The sequence below is a fragment of the Aeribacillus sp. FSL K6-8394 genome, from assembly GCF_038008865.1.
GTDB classification, from domain to species: Bacteria; Bacillota; Bacilli; order Bacillales; family Aeribacillaceae; genus Aeribacillus; species Aeribacillus composti.
In genome coordinates this window covers 2,392,862-2,411,161 of record NZ_JBBPAA010000001.1, presented here as the reverse complement: position 1 = coordinate 2,411,161, position 18,300 = coordinate 2,392,862, and the positions used below count along the sequence as shown (strand labels likewise).

The window sequence follows — 18,300 nt, the reverse complement described above, 5'->3', positions numbered from 1 at the left end:
GGACAAAGCACGATCTTGCTGAAAGCGGGCTGGAGATCGATGAAGCAGGAATTCACGGGGTTGCTTCCTTCTTCTGTTTTTCCTTCCTCCAGCCTCGATAAAATAACAGACAGTCTGATACGATTTATATTCATTTTTTAGAGCTTCGGCAAGCAATCAGAAACATCATGCTGCTATACCTTCTGATTTTTATCTGCCTATTTTTTGACTGATTTCTATAAATCCCTACCATTTTGAAATTTGATTGATCGAGAGGGGCTCGAAACTTTAAGACAATCAATCTCATTAGAACAATTTTAGTATCGGCTATTCAGTTTATGGGATTCGAAAACTTTAAGACGATGAATCTTGGACTTTGCCAGCATTTTTTTCTACCTACGCTATATGGTTTAAGGTGGACATTTCAGGAGGCTGGCAAGGTCTTTTTTATTGAAGTGCATTACTTTTGGACACCTGTATCAAGCAGAACGATGAAGGTTTCAGTCATTTCTGTTTTTTTCTAAATCTAAATGTTTTTCCTCTTTTATATTCATTGTTCATCATTGGTCATCATGTGGTTTACTTTTCATTTTCATATGATAAAATTTCTTCAAAAACTGACTAAACTAATATGTATTATATGATATCCGACCGGATGACCGGAGGACACAATCCTCAAAGTATGGGAATGTGTCCTTTTTTATATATTTCCATACTTTGATGAAATCAAGAAAGGAGGCTATGAGATTGGTATAAGACTTCCTGTATAAAAGCTAATTCGGAAATAAAAAAGATTGATAGGTGGGAGGAGGCATCCCGATGTATAAGGAGATAAATAAATATTTCTTAACTCTACTTGTTATTATATCACTTTTGATCACACAAGCTTGTTCCAATCCAAAAGTTTCCGGATCCAACACGAATGAAAGCACTGCTGCTGCACAAAAGGAAAACGATCAAGAGACAGTCACTATTACCATTGGATATCAAAGTCCTACAGCGCAAACATGGGGAGCACTCATTATTAAGAACCAAAAATTATATGAGAAGTATTTGAAACAATTACATCCTGATAAGAATTTTAAGATTGAATGGTTTGACGCTCCAGCAGGATCTGTATTGAATAACAATATGGTGGGTGGAAAGATTCAAATTTCATTTTTAGGTGACATGCCGTCCTTGTTAAACGGTGTTATGGGGATTACACAGAAAAATTACCGCTCTGTTTTTATTGCTTTTGATGGAAAAGGTAAGAATGGACGTAATCAAGCTATTTTAGTACCAAAAGGCAGTGCTATTAAGGATGTTAAGGATCTTGAAGGAAAAACAGTATCTACCCCGATTGGAAGCAGTGCACATCGCATGCTTCTCGATGCTCTGGAGCAAAATAATATGGTCGATAAAGTTAAAATTATCGATCAGTCCGTAACACTTGGAATGCAAAGTATTGAACAAAATAAAATCGCTGCCCATTCCTCATGGGAGCCATATCCCAGCCTGATTACGAAAAAAGATATTGGGAATGTACTGCTGTCAGGAGAAGAAACGAATCGAGATTATTTAGCAGGAGTTGTCGCAAATAGAGATTGGGCAGAAAAAAATAAAAGCTATGTGGTTGCTTTTCTGGCAGCATTAAGCGATGCCCATCAATTGGTATTAGATGATCCGGAGAAAGCAGCTAAAATCTTTGCAGAAGAAAGTAAATTTCCTCTAGATATTACTTTAAAAATGGCGAAAAATATTCGTTTTGATTCAGCCATTTATCAAAAAGATTTAGATACATTAAGCAGCAGTGTGGATTTTTTGATTCGTATTGATAAGTTAAAAGAAAAGTTAAACTTGGATGAATTTGTAGATGATACTTATTTAAGAGAAGCTGTTGAATTGTTAGGTAAAAATTATTTGGATAATAAAGAATTGAAAGGTGATTGGAGTAAGGAGAAGGTGTATTGATGTCTTATACAGTTCAAATGGAAAATAAAAAGAGTGAAACAGGTCAACGTGATTTGGTAAAAGTCAATGTAAGACGGACCAGTATTAAAGTGATTTCCATACTCATCTTTTTGTTCATATGGTATTTGGTTGTTCATTTTAATATTCAATGGCCTTTACAGTTTGGGAATTTGCCCAAACCAACGGAAATCATCATAACCTGGCTTCAGAAATTTGGGGAGATAGATTATTATATTAATATTTCCGTAAGTCTTTTTCGCGTATTGGCAGGTATTCTTCTCGGTTTATTCACCAGCGTACCTATTGGAATGTGGATTGGACTTTCACACAATAAAATAAGCGAAGGGATATTTACGATCCTTGAATTGTTCCGGCCCATTCCTTTAATTGCTTATTTGCCTGTAGCAATGCTTCTTTTTCATACTATCGAAAGCAGTATTATTTTCATTACGTTAATCGGTGCATTTTTCCCAATTTTAATAAATACTATGGATGCAACAAGACAAGTTTCGCCAACCCTTATTCAAGCTGCCCGCTGTTTAGGAAGCGGTAGGACCCATTTGATAAGCAGAGTTTATTTACCCGCGGTATTATCCCAGTTATTCACTGGTTTGTCAGTAGGAGTCAGTGCATCCTGGATGGGGGTTATTACGGCAGAAATGATGTCAGGGAAAACGGGAATTGGCTACGCCACCTGGCAGGCTTATCAATTGATGGATTATCATAATTCGATTATTGGTATGTTCACCATAGGAATACTTGGTTATGTATCAGTTGCCTTTGTGCGATTGATTGAAATACAGATCATTAAATGGCAATAAAATATAAAATTTTTCCATGAAGGGAACGAGACCTATGTCTGTTGAAATCCATAATGTAACCAAATCCTTTAAAGTAGGGACAGAAGAAGTGATAGCTTTAGATCGTATTTCATTGTCCATTAAAGAAAAAGAATTCCTTTGTTTACTGGGGCCATCGGGATGCGGGAAAAGCACTTTATTAAAGTTAATAGCAGGAATCGATCAGCCGGATGATGGAGAGATTTTATTTGATGGTCAAAGGGTGAGGGAGCCGTCCAAAGAAAGGGGAGTAGTCTTTCAGGATTATGCTCTCTTTCCATGGCTGACTGTTCGAAAAAACATTCTCTTTGGATTGGAATTAGCGAAAGTAGATCCTCATAAAAAGAAGTCTATTCTAGATGAATATTTGCAGTTATTTGAATTACATGAAGCGGCTGATTTATATCCTAATCAATTATCAGGCGGGATGAAACAGCGTGTAGCAATTGCCAGAGCCTTATGTTTAAAACCTGAATTGTTACTTCTGGACGAACCTTTTGCCGCGTTAGACCCGTTTCTTAGACAAAAACTGCAGGATGAACTTTTACGGATCTGGAATGTAGAAAAAATTACGTTTATATTGGTAACTCATGATATTGAAGAAGCAATTTATTTAGCGGATCGAATAGTTGTACTTACTCCCAAACCAGGGAAAATTAACGAAGTTATTCCCGTCCATTTGCCACGTCCTCGTTCACGAACGGATTCTCATTTTATCGAAATCCGCAATAGAATTATCCGTTTATTAAATCCTCAGAGCACTAATGATTCTGAGGTGACGAATAAAATAACTATGTCTGCAGGAATACCATAATTAACACAATGACTTGCCCGCTTTAAAAATAGAATTTTATTCAGTAAGTTTACAATATAATGAATCTGTAAAAGACAGTCTATTCTTTTAGTCTGCAAATGAGATTTAGAAAAAATGGGGCGGTTGTTTATGATATGTTTTTATAGTCAACAATATATCATTTACTTGACTAATAAATTATAGTTTGAAGATAGGAATAATATGTGTTATAAAATTAGTAAAAATATTTTAAAATTTTATAAAAATGACTGATTGGACAACCAAAAGCTCTTAACTTTTTTTGTTAAGGGCTTTTTTGTATTTTGAGCTTCATAATTAGGTGGAAGGGAGAATGGAGTATGTCAGCTGATCGTATGAATTTAATCACCATGCAAGAAGCTATGGACTTTCTAGGAGTAAGTCGTTCTACCATTGATCGTTGGAGAAAGCATAAACAATTACCATTTATTAAAATTGGAAAAGAAGTGTTCTTTGATAAGGAAATCCTAATCAAATGGCTGTATAACCATACACAGATTAACACTCCTGCATCCTTGCCGCAAAATCCGCAGTCTCATTCCATCCCGATTACTGTAGGTTACCAAAGCGGTACCGCTCATATGTGGAGTGCGGTTTTAATAAAAGAATTAAATCTGTTTGAGGAAGAGCTGAAAAAAATGTTTCCGCATCATTCATTTTCAATCAAATGGAGAAACGCTTCCAAAGGGATTGAATTAGTGGAAGACATGATAAAAGGGACCGTTCAGATTGCCTCTTTGGGAGACTATCCCATCATGCTGAGTTTTGAATTTAGCCGGTTATTGCCTACATTTCAATCAGTCCTGTTAGCGTTTGATGGAAAAACAACAAATGGAAAAGGAATTTCTCTTGTGGCACAGAAAGAAACCTTTATTGAAGATGTATCAGATTTGGTCAATGTTTCTATATCAACCGTCAGTTTTTCGAGTGCTGAACATCGTTTAAAACGATTGTTATGCTCCATCGGAGACTCTCATCCTCAAATTATTAATCAAGATATGGAGATGAGTATGAAAGGGATTGTTCAACAAAGGATTGGAGCAAGTGTCATGTGGGAGCCTTACCCTAGTTTAATTAATTATTATCAAGCAGGAAATGTATTTTTTGAAACTGGTATGGGCGATGATTATTTGACAGGAATTGTTTCTGAGCAGAACTGGTGCAAACAGAATGAAGAAATCGTTGTCGCTTACTTAAAGGCTCATTTATGTGCCCATAAGATTCTTAGAGAGGATCCTTCCTCAGCAGCAAAAGTATTATCCCGCTCAACTGGCGTTCCAACAGAAGTAGTCTCACAGATTATTACGAGGGTCCGTTGGGATGCGGCTATTTATGCCCGTGATTTAGGAACGATTGGTAAATTTCATACGACAGAATATAACGATCGTTTTCAGAATTTTAATGGGATCACTGCAAATGATGATTATTTACAGATGGCTATCAGCGAGTTAAAACTTCCGATGCTTCCTTCTATTTATATGCGAGATGAATGGTCTGAAGAAGATTTATATTAGAATCATGATGATAAGAATGGGAACCCAATTTTTTATTTTGAAGGTTCCCATTCTTACTGGAAAAATCATGATCGGAACGATCTTGAAATTTATCGGATCAAATATGGAATTTTGACGGTCACAGCGTCCACTGGACAATCCGTTTGACATGGTGTACAGTACCAGCATTCATCGTACTTCATATAAGCTTTTTTCTCATCATCTAAAGCCAAAATTCCCATTGGACATACTTGAACACATATTTCACATCCGATACATTTATCGCGATCGATAATGACACTTGCTTCAACATTTTGTTGGATTAGTTTAGGAGACAGATTGCTCATGGCCTGTTTCCTCCTTTTTAAATAGATCATAGTAAGCCTGTGTAAAACCGGAATCATCCAATATTTGAGGAGGGAGATCCCGAGTGTATAATTTCATTTTTCCATCGGCGCCTTTTTTCACAATCACTCTTTTTAGCCAGTTTTGATCATCTCTTTCCGGATAATCTAAATAATAGTGGTAGAATCCCCATCTGCTTTCTTTCCGGAAAAGGGATGACCTGGCCATCATTTCGGCGCAATCTACAATACTATGGACTTCCAAAGCTCTGCCGAGTTCATGCGGATCCCTAGCGCCTAATAAATTTAAATCCACTTTTCGAAAATGTTCTATTTTCTTCAGAGCAATATCCATTTTTGTGGTGGTTTTTGGCGGCATTAGATATTGTGTAACGATATTTCGAATTTTATATTCTACTTGATGATGAGGAACGCCGTCCGGATTTTGAAGAGGCTTATAAATCCGCTCTCTTTCTGCTTCAATTTGGCTGATGTCTGGTTCAATTTCAGATTGGGAAGAGGCAAAACGAGCTGCATTGATACCTGCTATTTTTCCGAAAGTCAAAGCTCCCAGTAAATATTGATGTGGTACGCACGCCATATCACCTGCGGCATAAAGTCCTTTCATGGACGTCTCGGCTTCATGATTCACCAAAACGCCTGCCGCACTGTGCCCGCTGCAAAGACCAATTTCTGAAAAATGCAGCTCCACCATATCCGTTCGATAGTCATTTCCTCTGCCTTTATGAAAAGTCCCCCGACTAGGCCGTTCATTATAGTGAAGAATTGATTCAATTTTTTGAATAACTTTTTCATCAAGATGATCCATTTTTAAATAAAGTGGAGATTCCCCTTGATTGGCGAGTTTCCACATATTCATAATTAGTTCGCCGCTCCAATAATCGCAGCCAGTTACTCGCTTTCCTTCTGCATTAGCAGTATAGCCTCCATATGGTCCGGCTACATAGGCACATGCAGGTCCATTATAGTCTTTCATGGTAGGATTAATTTGATAACATTCAATTCCTGTGAGTTCTGCACCTGCATGGTATGCCATTGCGAATCCTTCGCCAGAATTGGTCGGATTTTCATATGTTCCATAGAGATAGCCGCTATCGGTTAAACTCATGCGTCCGGCAGCTCCTGCTGTCAAGATTACGGCTTTTGCATGAACAATAATGAAATCACCATTGATTACATCTAGTCCCATGGCACCGACGACTGTATTGTCATGTGTTAGCAATCTAGTAACCATCACACGATTAACCACTTTACACTTAGCCTTTCTCACCTGTCTAGCCAATATTTGTTTTAGGTTGCTGGCTTTAGGCATCGGTAAAACATATCGACCTTTTCGATGTACCCGATGAACAACAAATTGACCATTTTCGTCTTTTTCAAAATCCACTCCCCAGGAATCGAGTTCCTTTACTACTTCGTAACATTCCTTTGCTTGGCGGTATACAGCGATTTGATCAACGATTCCATCATTGGCTTCTGTGATTTCCAACGTATACTCCTCAGGTGTTGCGTATCCGGGAATTACTGCATTATTTAGACCATCCATTCCCATGGAGATAGCACCGCTTCTCCTAATATCCGCCTTATCTAAAATCAGCACTTCTAATTCAGGATTTGTTTCTTTCGCTTTAATCGCAGCCATCGTTCCTGCTGTACCTCCGCCAACAATCAAAACATCAGTTACATACTTTTTTGTTTCCATGAAATCACATCTTCCTTTTATATCATTTTAGTTTTACGATTGTGTCTTTTGTAACCATGACACTGATATAGATAAAAAAAGAGACACAATCTCATATAGAAAAATTGTGCCTCTGGTGGTCCAGTCGACAAATATAAAATTTATAAATTTAGTCGGATTTGGTTTGTAAACACAATCTAACATGAAGAATCTTTGATTACAATGCTTTGATGATTAATGACTTCCAATGATGAACTATGAAGAAATAAGAGGGGTGCTTCACTCCAATCCGCTGCGTTGATTACTTTTCGTTGTCATCCTCTTTTTCATCGAGGGAATGAAACCCGAATGCTAGGGTGAGAGATATGAAATTTGGTTTAGCAAGAAGGAGACTTGTACCCGTATTGAAAATCAAGTAAGACTATCAACCATATGTCTAGTGAAAGAATCAAAATAAGGAGGATGCTGCCCGTTATGATACGGATACAGATGATGAAAAAAGAAGATGGCTCACGTTCGGGAAAAGTTGTGAAATCGTTTGGCTGCAAACTTCATCTAAATAAATACATCACAAAACTCAGGACATTTGATGGGGGATTTGGTTGAGATGCTGTGCCATTGACCGCCAGAACGGTCAATGATATGCAGTGAGGCTTTAACAGCATTACTTGAGCGTTTACAGTAAAACTGAAAAAAATGCCTGTCTCTGCTGTTTTGAATTGTAGCGGGCTGGAAACGTTCAAAAATCTAGTAAAAAACTTCATTATTTAAATTCCTATTAATAAGTTTGGAATTTTAGGTTGACATTTCTTATAGTTAGTTTTATATTATTTACAGAACGTATGTTCTGTTTGGTAAGAATATTAATACTTGTCCCTAGCTGTTACGATTTTTAATCTTTCCCCCTCTTATGTTTTCCTCTTAATTTTTATTCTCCCTCGAAAGGACGATCTTCACTATGAAAGAATACCTCGATTTGAAGATGGATTTCATGTTTAAGCAGCTGTTCGGCAACCCGAACCGCAAGTCGCTTACCATTGCTTTTTTGAATGCGATTTTACATCGGAGCGAAGCAGATCGCATTGTCGATGTTCAGTTTGAAAGCACAGAGCTGACGAAAGAGACGGAAGATGGAAAAATGAACCGGCTTGATGTACTGGTGCTGACGGATCGAGGCGAGCGCATTAATGTGGAAATTCAAATCGTTAATCAGCACGATTTACCGGAACGAATTTTGTATTACTGGGCGAGGGTTTTCTCCCGGTCATTAGCAAAAGGACAGCCGTACAGCATGCTTCCCCCTACCTTTATGATTACCATCCTTAATTATCGGCTTTTTCCTCATGAAACGGAGCGATTTCATACGGTTTTCCATATACGAGAAGATGAAGAACATCTTCTTTGGAGTCCGCACCTTGAATTTCACGTCATTGATTTACAGCAGTTTATGGTAAAATGGAAGAAATATAACAGAGAAATAAAACGATTGCCAGAGTATCCGTGGCTGATGATGCTGTCAGCAGTAGACGCCAAAAAGGGGAAAATCGATGAGTTTATGCTCAGTGAACTGGAGGTGTTTGCGATGAATGAGCAGGAAATTCGTGAAGCGCTGGAAGAATGGGAAAGCTTAAGCGTCAACCCGGTAAACCGTTATGAATACGAAATGCGTTTGAAATGGCTGCGGGACCAATTGTCAAACCTTCAAGGCGAACGACGGGCAGGATGGGAGGAAGGGCTGAAAAAGGGAATGGAAGAAGGATTGAAAAAAGGATTGAATCAGGGCCGGGAAGAAGGAGTTCGACAGGTAGCCATAGACATGCTTCGTTCAGGGCTAGAACAGGAAGTTATTATGTCAGTTACGAAATTAACTGAAGAAGAGCTAGATGAGCTGAAGAAGAAACTATCCTCCAACTCCTTTTAAGCGGGAAGGAACGAGACTCTCATTACATGATCAATTATTGCCTGCTGTTCAAGTCAATTCTGTTAAAAAGGAAGTCACCTGAATTTCGTGAAAGATAGAAGAGCTATACTTGTTATTCCAGTAAAAATGGGAGTGCTGCAAAGCGTGCTGCCGACATAGAAGACGCCTGCCAGCGCGCACGAACTTGAAAACTTTCCTCCCTTGACGGGGATTCACGGAATCAGACGTATGCAATCGATGAGCTGACAGGCGGAATGATTTATTGGCTCAGGTGCCAGTAAATGGTTGATAACAATTTATTCATTATTCGCGTGATACTCCCATTTAGCTTTCTACCCGATCCACTGTTTCACAATGGGAATTCTTTTAATGACGAAATAATCCAAAACCCACACCGCTAATAGTGACGCGCCAACTAATGGGAAGAAAAGACCTAGAACAATGACAATGACGGCTACTCCCTTTAACATTTTAAAGTTTTCTGGCAAAGCCGGAGCACCCAATTTGCCTTTCGGTTTTCGCTTCCACCACATTATAACGCTACTTACAACAATCATTATAATGCCAATAGTTAATGCAAGCATGAAAAGCTGGCTAATGAATCCAAATTCTCCTTGATGAAATGCAATGCCTAGTGAAATTAATTTTCCCAATGCACCATAGTCGTTCCATCCGAATTTAGCTAAAACTTTTCCGCTGTATTGATCTATATGCAGCGTTTGTTGTGCCCAAGGCAGTGGGCGGTTAGGATAGACGTCAGCAGGATCTAGAAAGATCGTATATACACCGGTTTCTCCATCAGGAAATGCAATTCTATATCCCGGTTGGACGTTGTTTTTTTCTGCAATTTGCATAACTTTATCAACAGAAATTGTTTTCACCCCATTGGGACTTGATTCGGGCACAGGTAAGTTTTCAGCTGCCCAAGGAACATCTGCTATTTCTTTTGTTGGCATTGTTGATTTAGGAAATGCATATTTTTCCCATGGTTGATCTCCTTCCGGGTTTCCGGAAATGGGATCAACGATACGATGTGCCATGCTTCCCCAAACACCGGACCACATGAGTCCAGAAAACAATTGTACGACGATAAAAAGAGAAAGCCAGATTGCTGTAACGGCATGCATATCGCGCCAAAACGTGCGGTTTCTTTTACTCAGGTTTATTCGCGGAATCAATGTCCCAAAAAGAGATTTTCTATTTCGCGGCCACCATAAGTAAACACCAGTAATAATTAGGATAATGAACCAGCAAGCGGAGAGCTCTACTAACCAGTTTCCAATGGTGCCGCCCCATAATTCACCGTTATGCAAATCTTTCACCCATGCCATGAAGCGTGCATTCTCATTTAACTTTCCAATAATGTCGCCGTTGTATGGATTAACAAACACAGATATACTTTCCCCGTTCACCATTATTTCAACCTCAGATGACCTGTCCGGCGCAAAGGAAGGTGTAAAACCTGTAATTTTTGCATGTGGATAATTCTTTTTCACTTCATGAATCTGTTCTGTAGATGAAATTTTATGCTGTCCTTGTTGGACGTAATAAAGATCATGGTACATGTAATTTTCAATTTGCGGTTTAAACAGGTAAATTCCTCCGGTAATAGACAAAAAAATAATCAGCGGTGCGAAAAAAATCCCTGCGTAAAAATGCCATCTCCATACTGTTTTATATAAAGAAGCTTTCGTTTGTTTATCAGTGAATGCTTTTGAATCCTTTGCTACTGCATCTATTCTTTCAAATTCCATTTTTTTCACCCTTTTTTTAAGCAATGACAAAACTTTTATAGATCATGTCGATATAACCTCAACAATTGCAATGCGGTTTTTTCCTTATGAATTGTATTTTTCATATGGTCAATAATAGAGCCTTCCTTTATAAACAGAATTTGATCGCCTGCTTCTGCGGCAACATCCATCATATGAGTGGAAAAAATGATGATTGTGCCTTTCATCTTTTGTTCTTTTATCAAATTGACAAACTGATCAATCCAAAATGGGTCTAAACCATTTGTTGGTTCATCTAACAAGAGCAGTTTTGGATTTCCTAACAATGCTTGTCCTAATAATAGTCTTTGCCTCATTCCTTTTGATACATTTTTCACTAGTTCTCTTTTAAATTCTTCCAAACCTATTTTTTTTAAAATGTCTTGTACAGATGATTGATCTTTTTTCCGCAGTTTGGCATAAAATGATAAAAATTCTTGAAGCGTCATGAATTGCTGAGCATGAAAATCATCGGGCATGTAGCCGATCTGCTCGATATAGTTTTTTCTGTTTTTAATTAGACTGACATTGTTTAAAACAATGTCCCCGGAGGACGGTTTTGAAATACCCGCCAAAATGCGAAGAAGCGTGCTTTTTCCGGCTCCGTTTCCGCCGCATAATACGATGCATTCCCCTTTTTTCGCTTCCAGTGACATGGAAGAAAGCACAACTTTTGTTTTATATTTTTTTGAAACGTCGGAGACTTGTAATGTTGTCATTGTCTTTTCTTCCTTTCAAGCTTCCAGACGGAAAATGCAAGCATGATGCTTGAAAAGATGAACATATAACCGACGAACAGCACCCATAACGCTTTTGTTTGCATAAAAGAGATGAGCTCGTCGTATGATTGTCCAAAAACAGCTCCGCCGTCAAGCTGAACAACAAATACTATACGGAGCAATTCCGCCGGATTACAGAATAAAGATGCCTTTAAAAGCGGAGCTATCATCGGATAAGGGACAAAGCTCAAAACGGAAATGACTGCAGTCGGCCATATCATGATAAGAAAGAACCACACGCCGACCGAAAGTATGAGAGCTTGCCATCTCGTTTCTGAAAACGAGCCAATGGTCAAGCCGATGACGAGAAAAAACCATATTAGCGAGATAGAAAAAATATATAAAATGAGCACCCATTTCAAAGATAATGAACTTCCCAATAAAGTGCCGACCAAAAGGCTCAAACTGAAGCTTAAGCTGAAGATGGCAGATTGTGCGGTCAATTGCCCGCAAAGCTTCCCAACCCAATAGGCAATAGTCGGAAACGGATACGTGCATAAAAGACTCCACTGGCCATTTTCCATTTCATTCGCGATGGAAAACGATCCAGCCACCAGCATAAACAGTGGTACGATGTACAGCACAATGTTGGCGATTGTGCCTGTCATGTTTGTATAGCCTGTGAGAGCAGGGTTATTCCGCTCTAACAAAAATAGTAATGATAAAACGAAAATCCATAGAAACACAAACGTGTAAGAAGAACGCTGCCTGATTGTCAAACGCCATTCGGCTTTCCATATGTCCCGCATAACTCCTCCCGCTGTAAAAAAAGGGCACTTATAAATTTGCCCTTCATTCATGTGAATGATCATTGCCCTCATCCATGTGGCTGTGGTCCCCATTCATATCCGTATGACCATCCTGCATATTCTTTTCCATCATTTCTTTATTCATTTTCCATCTATGATCTTGCAATTGATCGAAGTTTAATATTTTTCCGCTATTTTTTGAAATGAAGGCTTCAGCATCTTTTTTATCTTGGAAAGAAATGACGTTGTAGGCCATTGGCGTCCGTATCGATTGATCATACACGTAGGTTGCTTTATCAGATTCAACCCATTCTTTCGAATGATAATCTCTGACGAATTCCGCTTCGATGTTTTCATTTTTATTTTCGCTTTTCCATTTATACATGCATCCGATATCATCAAAAACGAATGTTTTGCCATTTTTTAAAATAAGCTGTGTTGCAAACTGATTATCCATTACAGCCATGTTACATTGAGCGCATTTATCGTTTTTTTCATCAATGGCTCTTGGCGACACTTCCTTTTTTTCGCACGCAGCAGTGATAATCAGTAGAGCGCATAACATGAAAATGAAATACATTTTACGCATCCTCTTTTTTCCTCCCTATCCTCCATAAAGTAATGCTTCCTAAAAACAAGAGAAGACTGAAAACAATGATCACTCCAGAAGATGACTTTGATTCATCTTGTATTTGAGCTGTCATAAGCGGCGAGTCATCCGTCATCGCTTCATTGTCTGGACTTTTCCATAATTTTTGCAATACAACCATGCCTGGTGAATGGAAAAACAGCTGGTATTCTGGAATATCCTGCGTCAAACTTAAAAAGAACGGATTCGTTTTATAAGGTATGTCACTATAACCGGATCCATCGGCATCAAGCTTTAGAGAGGCGTCCCAATAATTCCTTTTCACTTCATTGTCCGAGCTGCTCAAAGCTTGAGCTTCATTTACATTGCTAATAAACGTATTGTTTGAAACAATGTTTCCGTTCGCCTCTTTGAATTGAATGCCAATCAAATTCCCACGCATTTCATTGGATAAAATAAGGTTATTGGAGGCGCTTTCGGCAAAAATACCAACTCGATTATAAGAAATATTATTGCGGACCACCTTTGTCTCTGTCGCATCAAATAAAAGAATCCCCTGAGCATGAACATTGCGGTTGTTAAAAATGAATTCATTTTTTTCGATTTTTCCACCCTTTGTTTCCATGACCATCGCTCCTGCCACGTTATTTTTGGAAATGTTTTTTTGAATTGTTATGTGGTCAGAATACATAATGTGTATGCCGTAATTTGATTGCTGGATGAGGTTTTGGACGGCCGTTGTATAATCGCTTTGCTCCATATAAATCCCATCTCTCACTTTTTCGATTCTGACTTTTTCGATGACATTTTGTTCTGACTTCCATAAATCAATCCCGTTATGTTGTTTTTCACCTTTTATCGAGCTTTGTGTGATGACGGTGTGATAGGCGTGTTCAAGCTTTAACCCGATCCCCTTTGTACGAATATGAACGTGTTCAATTCGGTGATGATTTCCTGATACTTGTATAGCGGCAGCGTTTTTCTCTTGGCTGCATTGAATGACCGTTACGTTTTTTACTGAAACGCGTTGACCTTTGATGGAGATGACGGGTTCTTTACGGCAGGATTGAATGGTTACTTGTCCATTTCCTTGTAACGTAACAGGTTTTGAGAGCACAATCGATTCATGATAAACGCCTCTCGGTATTCTCACGATTGAGTGCTCTGGAGCTTGATTAATCAGATATTGCAATGTGCTTTCGGCATGGATGCTGGATGGATGTGTCCAAAAAAGCATCAAAAAAACGATTAAATACCATAATTTTTTCATGACGGAATCCTTTTTTCAGTGTCATTGTTCTAATTGAAGGTTAGCGTATAATTGTGTGAAAACTATGAAGCCTATTTGGATATTTTTTTACATTTGTTTCCTTTCTTACATTCATTTACTGACCTTTGCTTTTAAAATTGGCAATTTGTCAAATCCAATCGCAGGAGGTCTAAACATGATGGACAGTCATGTGAAGCATTTGCTTGCCTTTCTATCGCTCGGAGCTTACTAGGACAAATTTATGAAAAACTTCAAACAAATTTCATAATTTCTGGTTATAATTAATAAATTAGAAAATTCATTTAATAAGTTGAGAGAAGGTGTCAAGTGGCTGATGTCTTTAAAGGTGTTAATCGTTGATGATGAAGAAAAGATGCGAAAGCTGATTAGAACGTATTTGACAAGAGAAGGATATATATGTTTGGAAGCAAAAGACGGGTTTGAAGCACTTGAAAGATTAAAAAAGGAAAACCCGGATATGCTGATCGTTGATGTCATGATGCCTTACATTGATGGTTTTACTTTAGTCGAGGAAATGCGGCAATATCTTCAAATTGATTCTCCAGTCATTTTTTTAACGGCAAAAGGGAATGAGGAAGATAAGGTGAAAGGTTTAAAGATTGGGGGAGATGACTATATAGTAAAACCTTTTCATCCTTCAGAGCTTTTGGCGCGTATGGAAGTGATTTTTCGCAGAACACATCGAATTGCAAGCGATGTAAAAATAGCAGCTATTGGACCGTTGCAATTTGATCTTCAAGGCCGGATTGCCACTGTTGAAGGCCGCAGGCTTGCGCTCACACAAAAAGAATTTGATCTATTATTCCTTTTAGCCAAAAATAAAGGAAAAGTATTTACACGTGGTCAATTGCTTGACCAAATATGGGATTCCGATTATGCAGGAAGTGAACGAACCGTTGATACTCATATTAAAACGATTCGTCTAAAATTAAAGGAGCACAGCCATCTAATTCAAACCGTTTGGGGAATCGGTTACAAGTTTGAGGTGCCGTCTTGAAAAAAATAAAACATTTTTCAGTTAGTCAAAAAGTATTGCTGCTCTTTTTCATCAGCATTATTTTTTCCATCTTGTTTTCTTTTCTGTTCATTCACTTCCTATATAAAGAGCTTTACATTCGCAGTGTGAAAGAGCGGCTTATTTTTGAAGGAAAGCAGACAGCTGCTCACTTTCATTACGGCTCGCTTAGTGAAGATATTAAAGAAAAAATTGAATGGTATAATCTCATTTCACCTTATGAAGTAATAGCTGTTGATCAATTAGATGAGCTTCATCAACATTTTCCGTATCAAATTGATTACAAACATCTGATCAGTCAAGAAGATGAGAAAAAGCTCTCATCCGGGCAATACGTAGTTAAAGAGGGCTATGTTCATGAATTGGATCGAAAGATTGTCGGAGCAATATTCCCGCTAACCCACGAACAGAACTTAATAGGTTTTATATATATTTATATTCCTTTAGCCGAAATACCAGAGGTTTTTAGTAAAGGCATTCCGATTTTAATCTTGTTCGGTTTAATCTTTTTCGTATTGATCTATTTTGTTATCACGTACTCAATTCATTCGATCTTTCGTTCGCTGCGAACTATTCAAACGATTGCAAAAGAGATCAGCCGCGGAAATTTTTCTAAAAGAGTTCCTATCCAAACGTCAGATGATATAGGAGAATTGGCGAGCGCCTTCAACAAAATGACGGAATCTCTTGAAAAACAAGACGAGCGCAAGAAAGAATTTTTATCCAACGTGGCTCATGAATTAAGAACCCCTCTCACATATATTGGAGGATACACGCAAATCTTGCTGGATGAAGCTTATTCATCAAAAGAAGAGGCGAAAAATCATCTTCTGCTCATCAATAAAGAAACAACGCGAATGCAGAAGCTCATAAACGACTTATTACAATTAAATGAGCTGGAAAACAAAGATATGACTCTTGAAGCAGAGCCGATCGCCTTTTCCCAATTGATTCTTGATTCATTAGAACTGTTTGCGCCTGCGCTGAAGAAAAGGAATATATCCATCAAAACAGATTTAGATGATGAAATCATCATTATGGGAGATATGAACCGGCTGCATCAAGTTTTTTGTAATGTGATTGACAATGCCATTAAGTATTCCTTCGAAAACGGGATGATCAACATTGCATTGTATCAGAAAGAGAAGCGGGCTGTTGTGATCGTTCGGGATAATGGAATAGGCATACCGAAAAAAGAGTTGGATCGTATAGGGGAACGTTTTTACCGGACAGATAAATCGCGTTCAAGAGAAACAGGGGGAACAGGCCTCGGGCTTTCCATCGTCAAACAAATTGTTGCTTTACATAACGGGACGATGAAAATTGAAAGTGAAGAAGGGCAAGGAACATCGGTTATTTTGTCATTTCCGATAGTAGAGTAGATGTTTAAAAAGGCTATACGAAATGTGGCCTTCAGGCAGTACGATAAAAGTTTCCTCTGGTCTGCAAATGCTTTTGATCAATCTTTTTTTGAGATTTCGCATTTTTTAACCTACTGACGAATATTCACGAAATTTTTTAGCTAAACGTCGTTGAGACCAAATTTGTAACTGAGAGCAATTTTTTTGCGAATAATTATAACTTAATAATAGATAAAGAGGTGTTTCCCATGTCTATTTATCAATTTGAAGTAGAAAAAGCAAACGGCGAAAAAGTTTCTTTAGCAGAATTTAAAGGTCAAGTGCTCTTAGTGGTGAACACCGCTAGTAAATGCCGATTTACATACCAGTTTGAAGAATTGCAAAAGCTCACTAGCGTCGCATTAAAATAATTTAACACCTCCAAATAAACCGAATTTTCTGAAATATAATCCAAACACAAAAAAATCCTTTATAATGGTTGGGTGGTAGTAAACCATCCAAATCCAATACAAAGGATAAAACCATGGATAAGTTTACACGAAAAACATCATTTGAACAATGGTTTTCACCGATTCATCGTCCATTATTTGACGACCTAGTGAAAACACATCAATTAAATCACTATACCAAGAAGCTTTATATGGCTTCATTTATGAAACTGCTTTTGTATGCAGGGCTTCATGAAACCGAGAGTTTACGGGCGCTGAGTGACGCTGTCTTTTTAGAAGAATTACAACGAGCAACGGGATTGGAATCGATTAGTTTTTCACAGTTAGGGAGACGAATCAACGCCATTCCAACGGTTTTCTTTCAATCGATTTTTCTTAATTTAGTGGCTCAAATTCATGAGAAAACACATTTTCAAAAGCGAAGAAAGCTGACAACGCCACTAAAAATCATTGATTCGAGTACATTACCGCTTAATTTGACCAATCATAAGTGGGCAGAGTTTCGAAAAACAAAATCAGGAGTAAAGCTTCACTTACGACTTGTTTTTATGGAAAAAGGACTCTCCTATCCAGATCAAGCCGTACTCACGAATGCCAACGAACATGATCGTGGTCAACTAGAAGTATTCGTGGATGACAAAGAATGCATGTACGTGTTTGATCGTGGTTACTTGGATTATGGGCGCTTTGATCAAATGACGGAAGATGGCTATTTCTTTGTGACCCGTTTGCGTAAAAACGCTGTTGTCCGAGTGTTAGAATCCTTTTCGTTACCAGAAGATTCACCCGTATTCTCTGATGAAATGGTTGTCATTGGAACACCACAAAATCGTTCTGAAAACGTGTTTCGCTTACTCAAATTGCATGATACAAAAGGAAATGAGCTTCATTTACTGACAAATCGGTTTGACATGGACGCAGATGAAATTGCAGAAACCTACCAATCACGTTGGGCAATCGAACTTTTTTTCAAATGGATGAAACAACATCTGAACATTAAAAAGTTTTTTGGTCACAGTGAACAAGCTGTACACAATCAAGTGTACGTAGCCATGATAGTGTACTGTCTGAATGTTTTAGCTCAGTTGAACACAAATAGCGAACGCAGTTACTTACAAATTAGTCGCTATTTGAAGGCTTCTTTGTGGAAATCCGCTCACATTTGGTTACGAAAAATCGAAGGAAACGGCGTCCCATAAAGGTTTGCCAGTCGTTGTTGCACAAGTCATAGG

Annotated in this window: 16 protein-coding genes; 9 read left to right on the top strand and 7 right to left on the bottom strand. The window is 38.2% G+C overall.

Annotation, left to right across the window (positions count from 1 at the left end):
- The first annotated feature begins 798 nt into the window (after window positions 1-798).
- The 4 genes from NSR00_RS11360 to NSR00_RS11345 all read left to right on the top strand — a co-directional run bounded on the left by NSR00_RS11360 (window position 799) and on the right by NSR00_RS11345 (window position 5,117).
- Window positions 799-1,932 carry an ABC transporter substrate-binding protein gene (locus NSR00_RS11360; protein ID WP_340788827.1) on the top strand — a complete coding sequence of 378 codons (1,134 nt, stop codon included), beginning with the start codon at window positions 799-801 and terminating at the stop codon, window positions 1,930-1,932.
- Entirely contained in the window at window positions 1,932-2,753 is an 822-nt protein-coding gene (locus NSR00_RS11355; RefSeq protein ID WP_340788824.1) for an ABC transporter permease, read from the top strand. Before NSR00_RS11360 ends, NSR00_RS11355 begins: the two co-directional genes overlap by 1 nt.
- Window positions 2,754-2,787: 34 nt before the next feature.
- Complete coding sequence (locus tag NSR00_RS11350) at window positions 2,788-3,585, top strand: ABC transporter ATP-binding protein (RefSeq protein WP_144597786.1); 798 nt, start codon at window positions 2,788-2,790, stop codon at window positions 3,583-3,585.
- Window positions 3,586-3,923: 338 nt separating this feature from the next.
- A complete protein-coding gene (locus NSR00_RS11345; protein WP_144597785.1) occupies window positions 3,924-5,117 on the top strand; it encodes a helix-turn-helix domain-containing protein in 1,194 nt (397 codons plus the stop codon).
- A gap of 89 nt (window positions 5,118-5,206) precedes the next feature.
- Here NSR00_RS11345 and NSR00_RS11340 read toward each other — a convergent pair whose 3' ends face one another.
- Window positions 5,207-5,443 carry a 4Fe-4S dicluster domain-containing protein gene (locus tag NSR00_RS11340; RefSeq protein ID WP_144597784.1) on the bottom strand — a complete coding sequence of 79 codons (237 nt, stop codon included), beginning with the start codon at window positions 5,441-5,443 and terminating at the stop codon, window positions 5,207-5,209.
- Entirely contained in the window at window positions 5,424-7,163 is a 1,740-nt protein-coding gene (locus NSR00_RS11335; RefSeq protein WP_340788822.1) for a fumarate reductase/succinate dehydrogenase flavoprotein subunit, read from the bottom strand. Before NSR00_RS11335 ends, NSR00_RS11340 begins: the two co-directional genes overlap by 20 nt.
- Window positions 7,164-8,100: 937 nt before the next feature.
- On the opposite strand from NSR00_RS11335, the gene NSR00_RS11330 reads away from it, so the two are divergent.
- Window positions 8,101-9,063 carry an Rpn family recombination-promoting nuclease/putative transposase gene (locus NSR00_RS11330; protein WP_340788819.1) on the top strand — a complete coding sequence of 321 codons (963 nt, stop codon included), beginning with the start codon at window positions 8,101-8,103 and terminating at the stop codon, window positions 9,061-9,063.
- Window positions 9,064-9,395: 332 nt separating this feature from the next.
- Here the strand turns inward: NSR00_RS11330 and NSR00_RS11325 are convergent, their stop codons facing one another.
- The 5 genes from NSR00_RS11325 to NSR00_RS11305 are packed head-to-tail and all read right to left on the bottom strand — an operon-like array spanning window position 9,396 to window position 14,222.
- The gene (locus NSR00_RS11325; protein WP_340788816.1) at window positions 9,396-10,817 is read right to left on the bottom strand and encodes a PepSY-associated TM helix domain-containing protein; all 1,422 of its coding nucleotides are present in this window, start codon (window positions 10,815-10,817) and stop codon (window positions 9,396-9,398) included.
- Between the two features lie 35 nt (window positions 10,818-10,852).
- Window positions 10,853-11,554, bottom strand: a complete 702-nt coding sequence (locus tag NSR00_RS11320; protein WP_339193495.1) for an ABC transporter ATP-binding protein — start codon at window positions 11,552-11,554, stop codon at window positions 10,853-10,855.
- A complete protein-coding gene (locus NSR00_RS11315; RefSeq protein WP_340788812.1) occupies window positions 11,551-12,363 on the bottom strand; it encodes an ABC transporter permease in 813 nt (270 codons plus the stop codon). Before NSR00_RS11315 ends, NSR00_RS11320 begins: the two co-directional genes overlap by 4 nt.
- A 43-nt stretch (window positions 12,364-12,406) precedes the next feature.
- Entirely contained in the window at window positions 12,407-12,952 is a 546-nt protein-coding gene (locus NSR00_RS11310; protein ID WP_340788811.1) for a nitrous oxide reductase accessory protein NosL, read from the bottom strand.
- Window positions 12,945-14,222 carry a right-handed parallel beta-helix repeat-containing protein gene (locus NSR00_RS11305; protein WP_340788809.1) on the bottom strand — a complete coding sequence of 426 codons (1,278 nt, stop codon included), beginning with the start codon at window positions 14,220-14,222 and terminating at the stop codon, window positions 12,945-12,947. The genes NSR00_RS11310 and NSR00_RS11305 overlap by 8 nt, the downstream gene beginning before the upstream one ends.
- Before the next feature lie 334 nt (window positions 14,223-14,556).
- Between NSR00_RS11305 and NSR00_RS11300 the strand changes: the two genes are divergently transcribed.
- The 4 genes from NSR00_RS11300 to NSR00_RS11285 all read left to right on the top strand — a co-directional run bounded on the left by NSR00_RS11300 (window position 14,557) and on the right by NSR00_RS11285 (window position 18,267).
- Window positions 14,557-15,240, top strand: a complete 684-nt coding sequence (locus NSR00_RS11300) for a response regulator transcription factor (RefSeq protein WP_063388886.1) — start codon at window positions 14,557-14,559, stop codon at window positions 15,238-15,240.
- Window positions 15,237-16,640 (top strand): sensor histidine kinase, encoded by a 1,404-nt coding sequence (locus NSR00_RS11295; protein ID WP_066251154.1) that lies wholly within the window; start codon window positions 15,237-15,239, stop codon window positions 16,638-16,640. Before NSR00_RS11300 ends, NSR00_RS11295 begins: the two co-directional genes overlap by 4 nt.
- 227 nt (window positions 16,641-16,867) lie before the next feature.
- Window positions 16,868-17,029, top strand: coding sequence for a hypothetical protein (locus tag NSR00_RS11290; RefSeq protein WP_445659565.1), 162 nt, complete (start codon window positions 16,868-16,870; stop codon window positions 17,027-17,029).
- Between the two features lie 113 nt (window positions 17,030-17,142).
- Window positions 17,143-18,267, top strand: coding sequence for an IS4 family transposase (locus tag NSR00_RS11285; RefSeq protein ID WP_340787235.1), 1,125 nt, complete (start codon window positions 17,143-17,145; stop codon window positions 18,265-18,267).
- Window positions 18,268-18,300 lie beyond the last annotated feature (33 nt).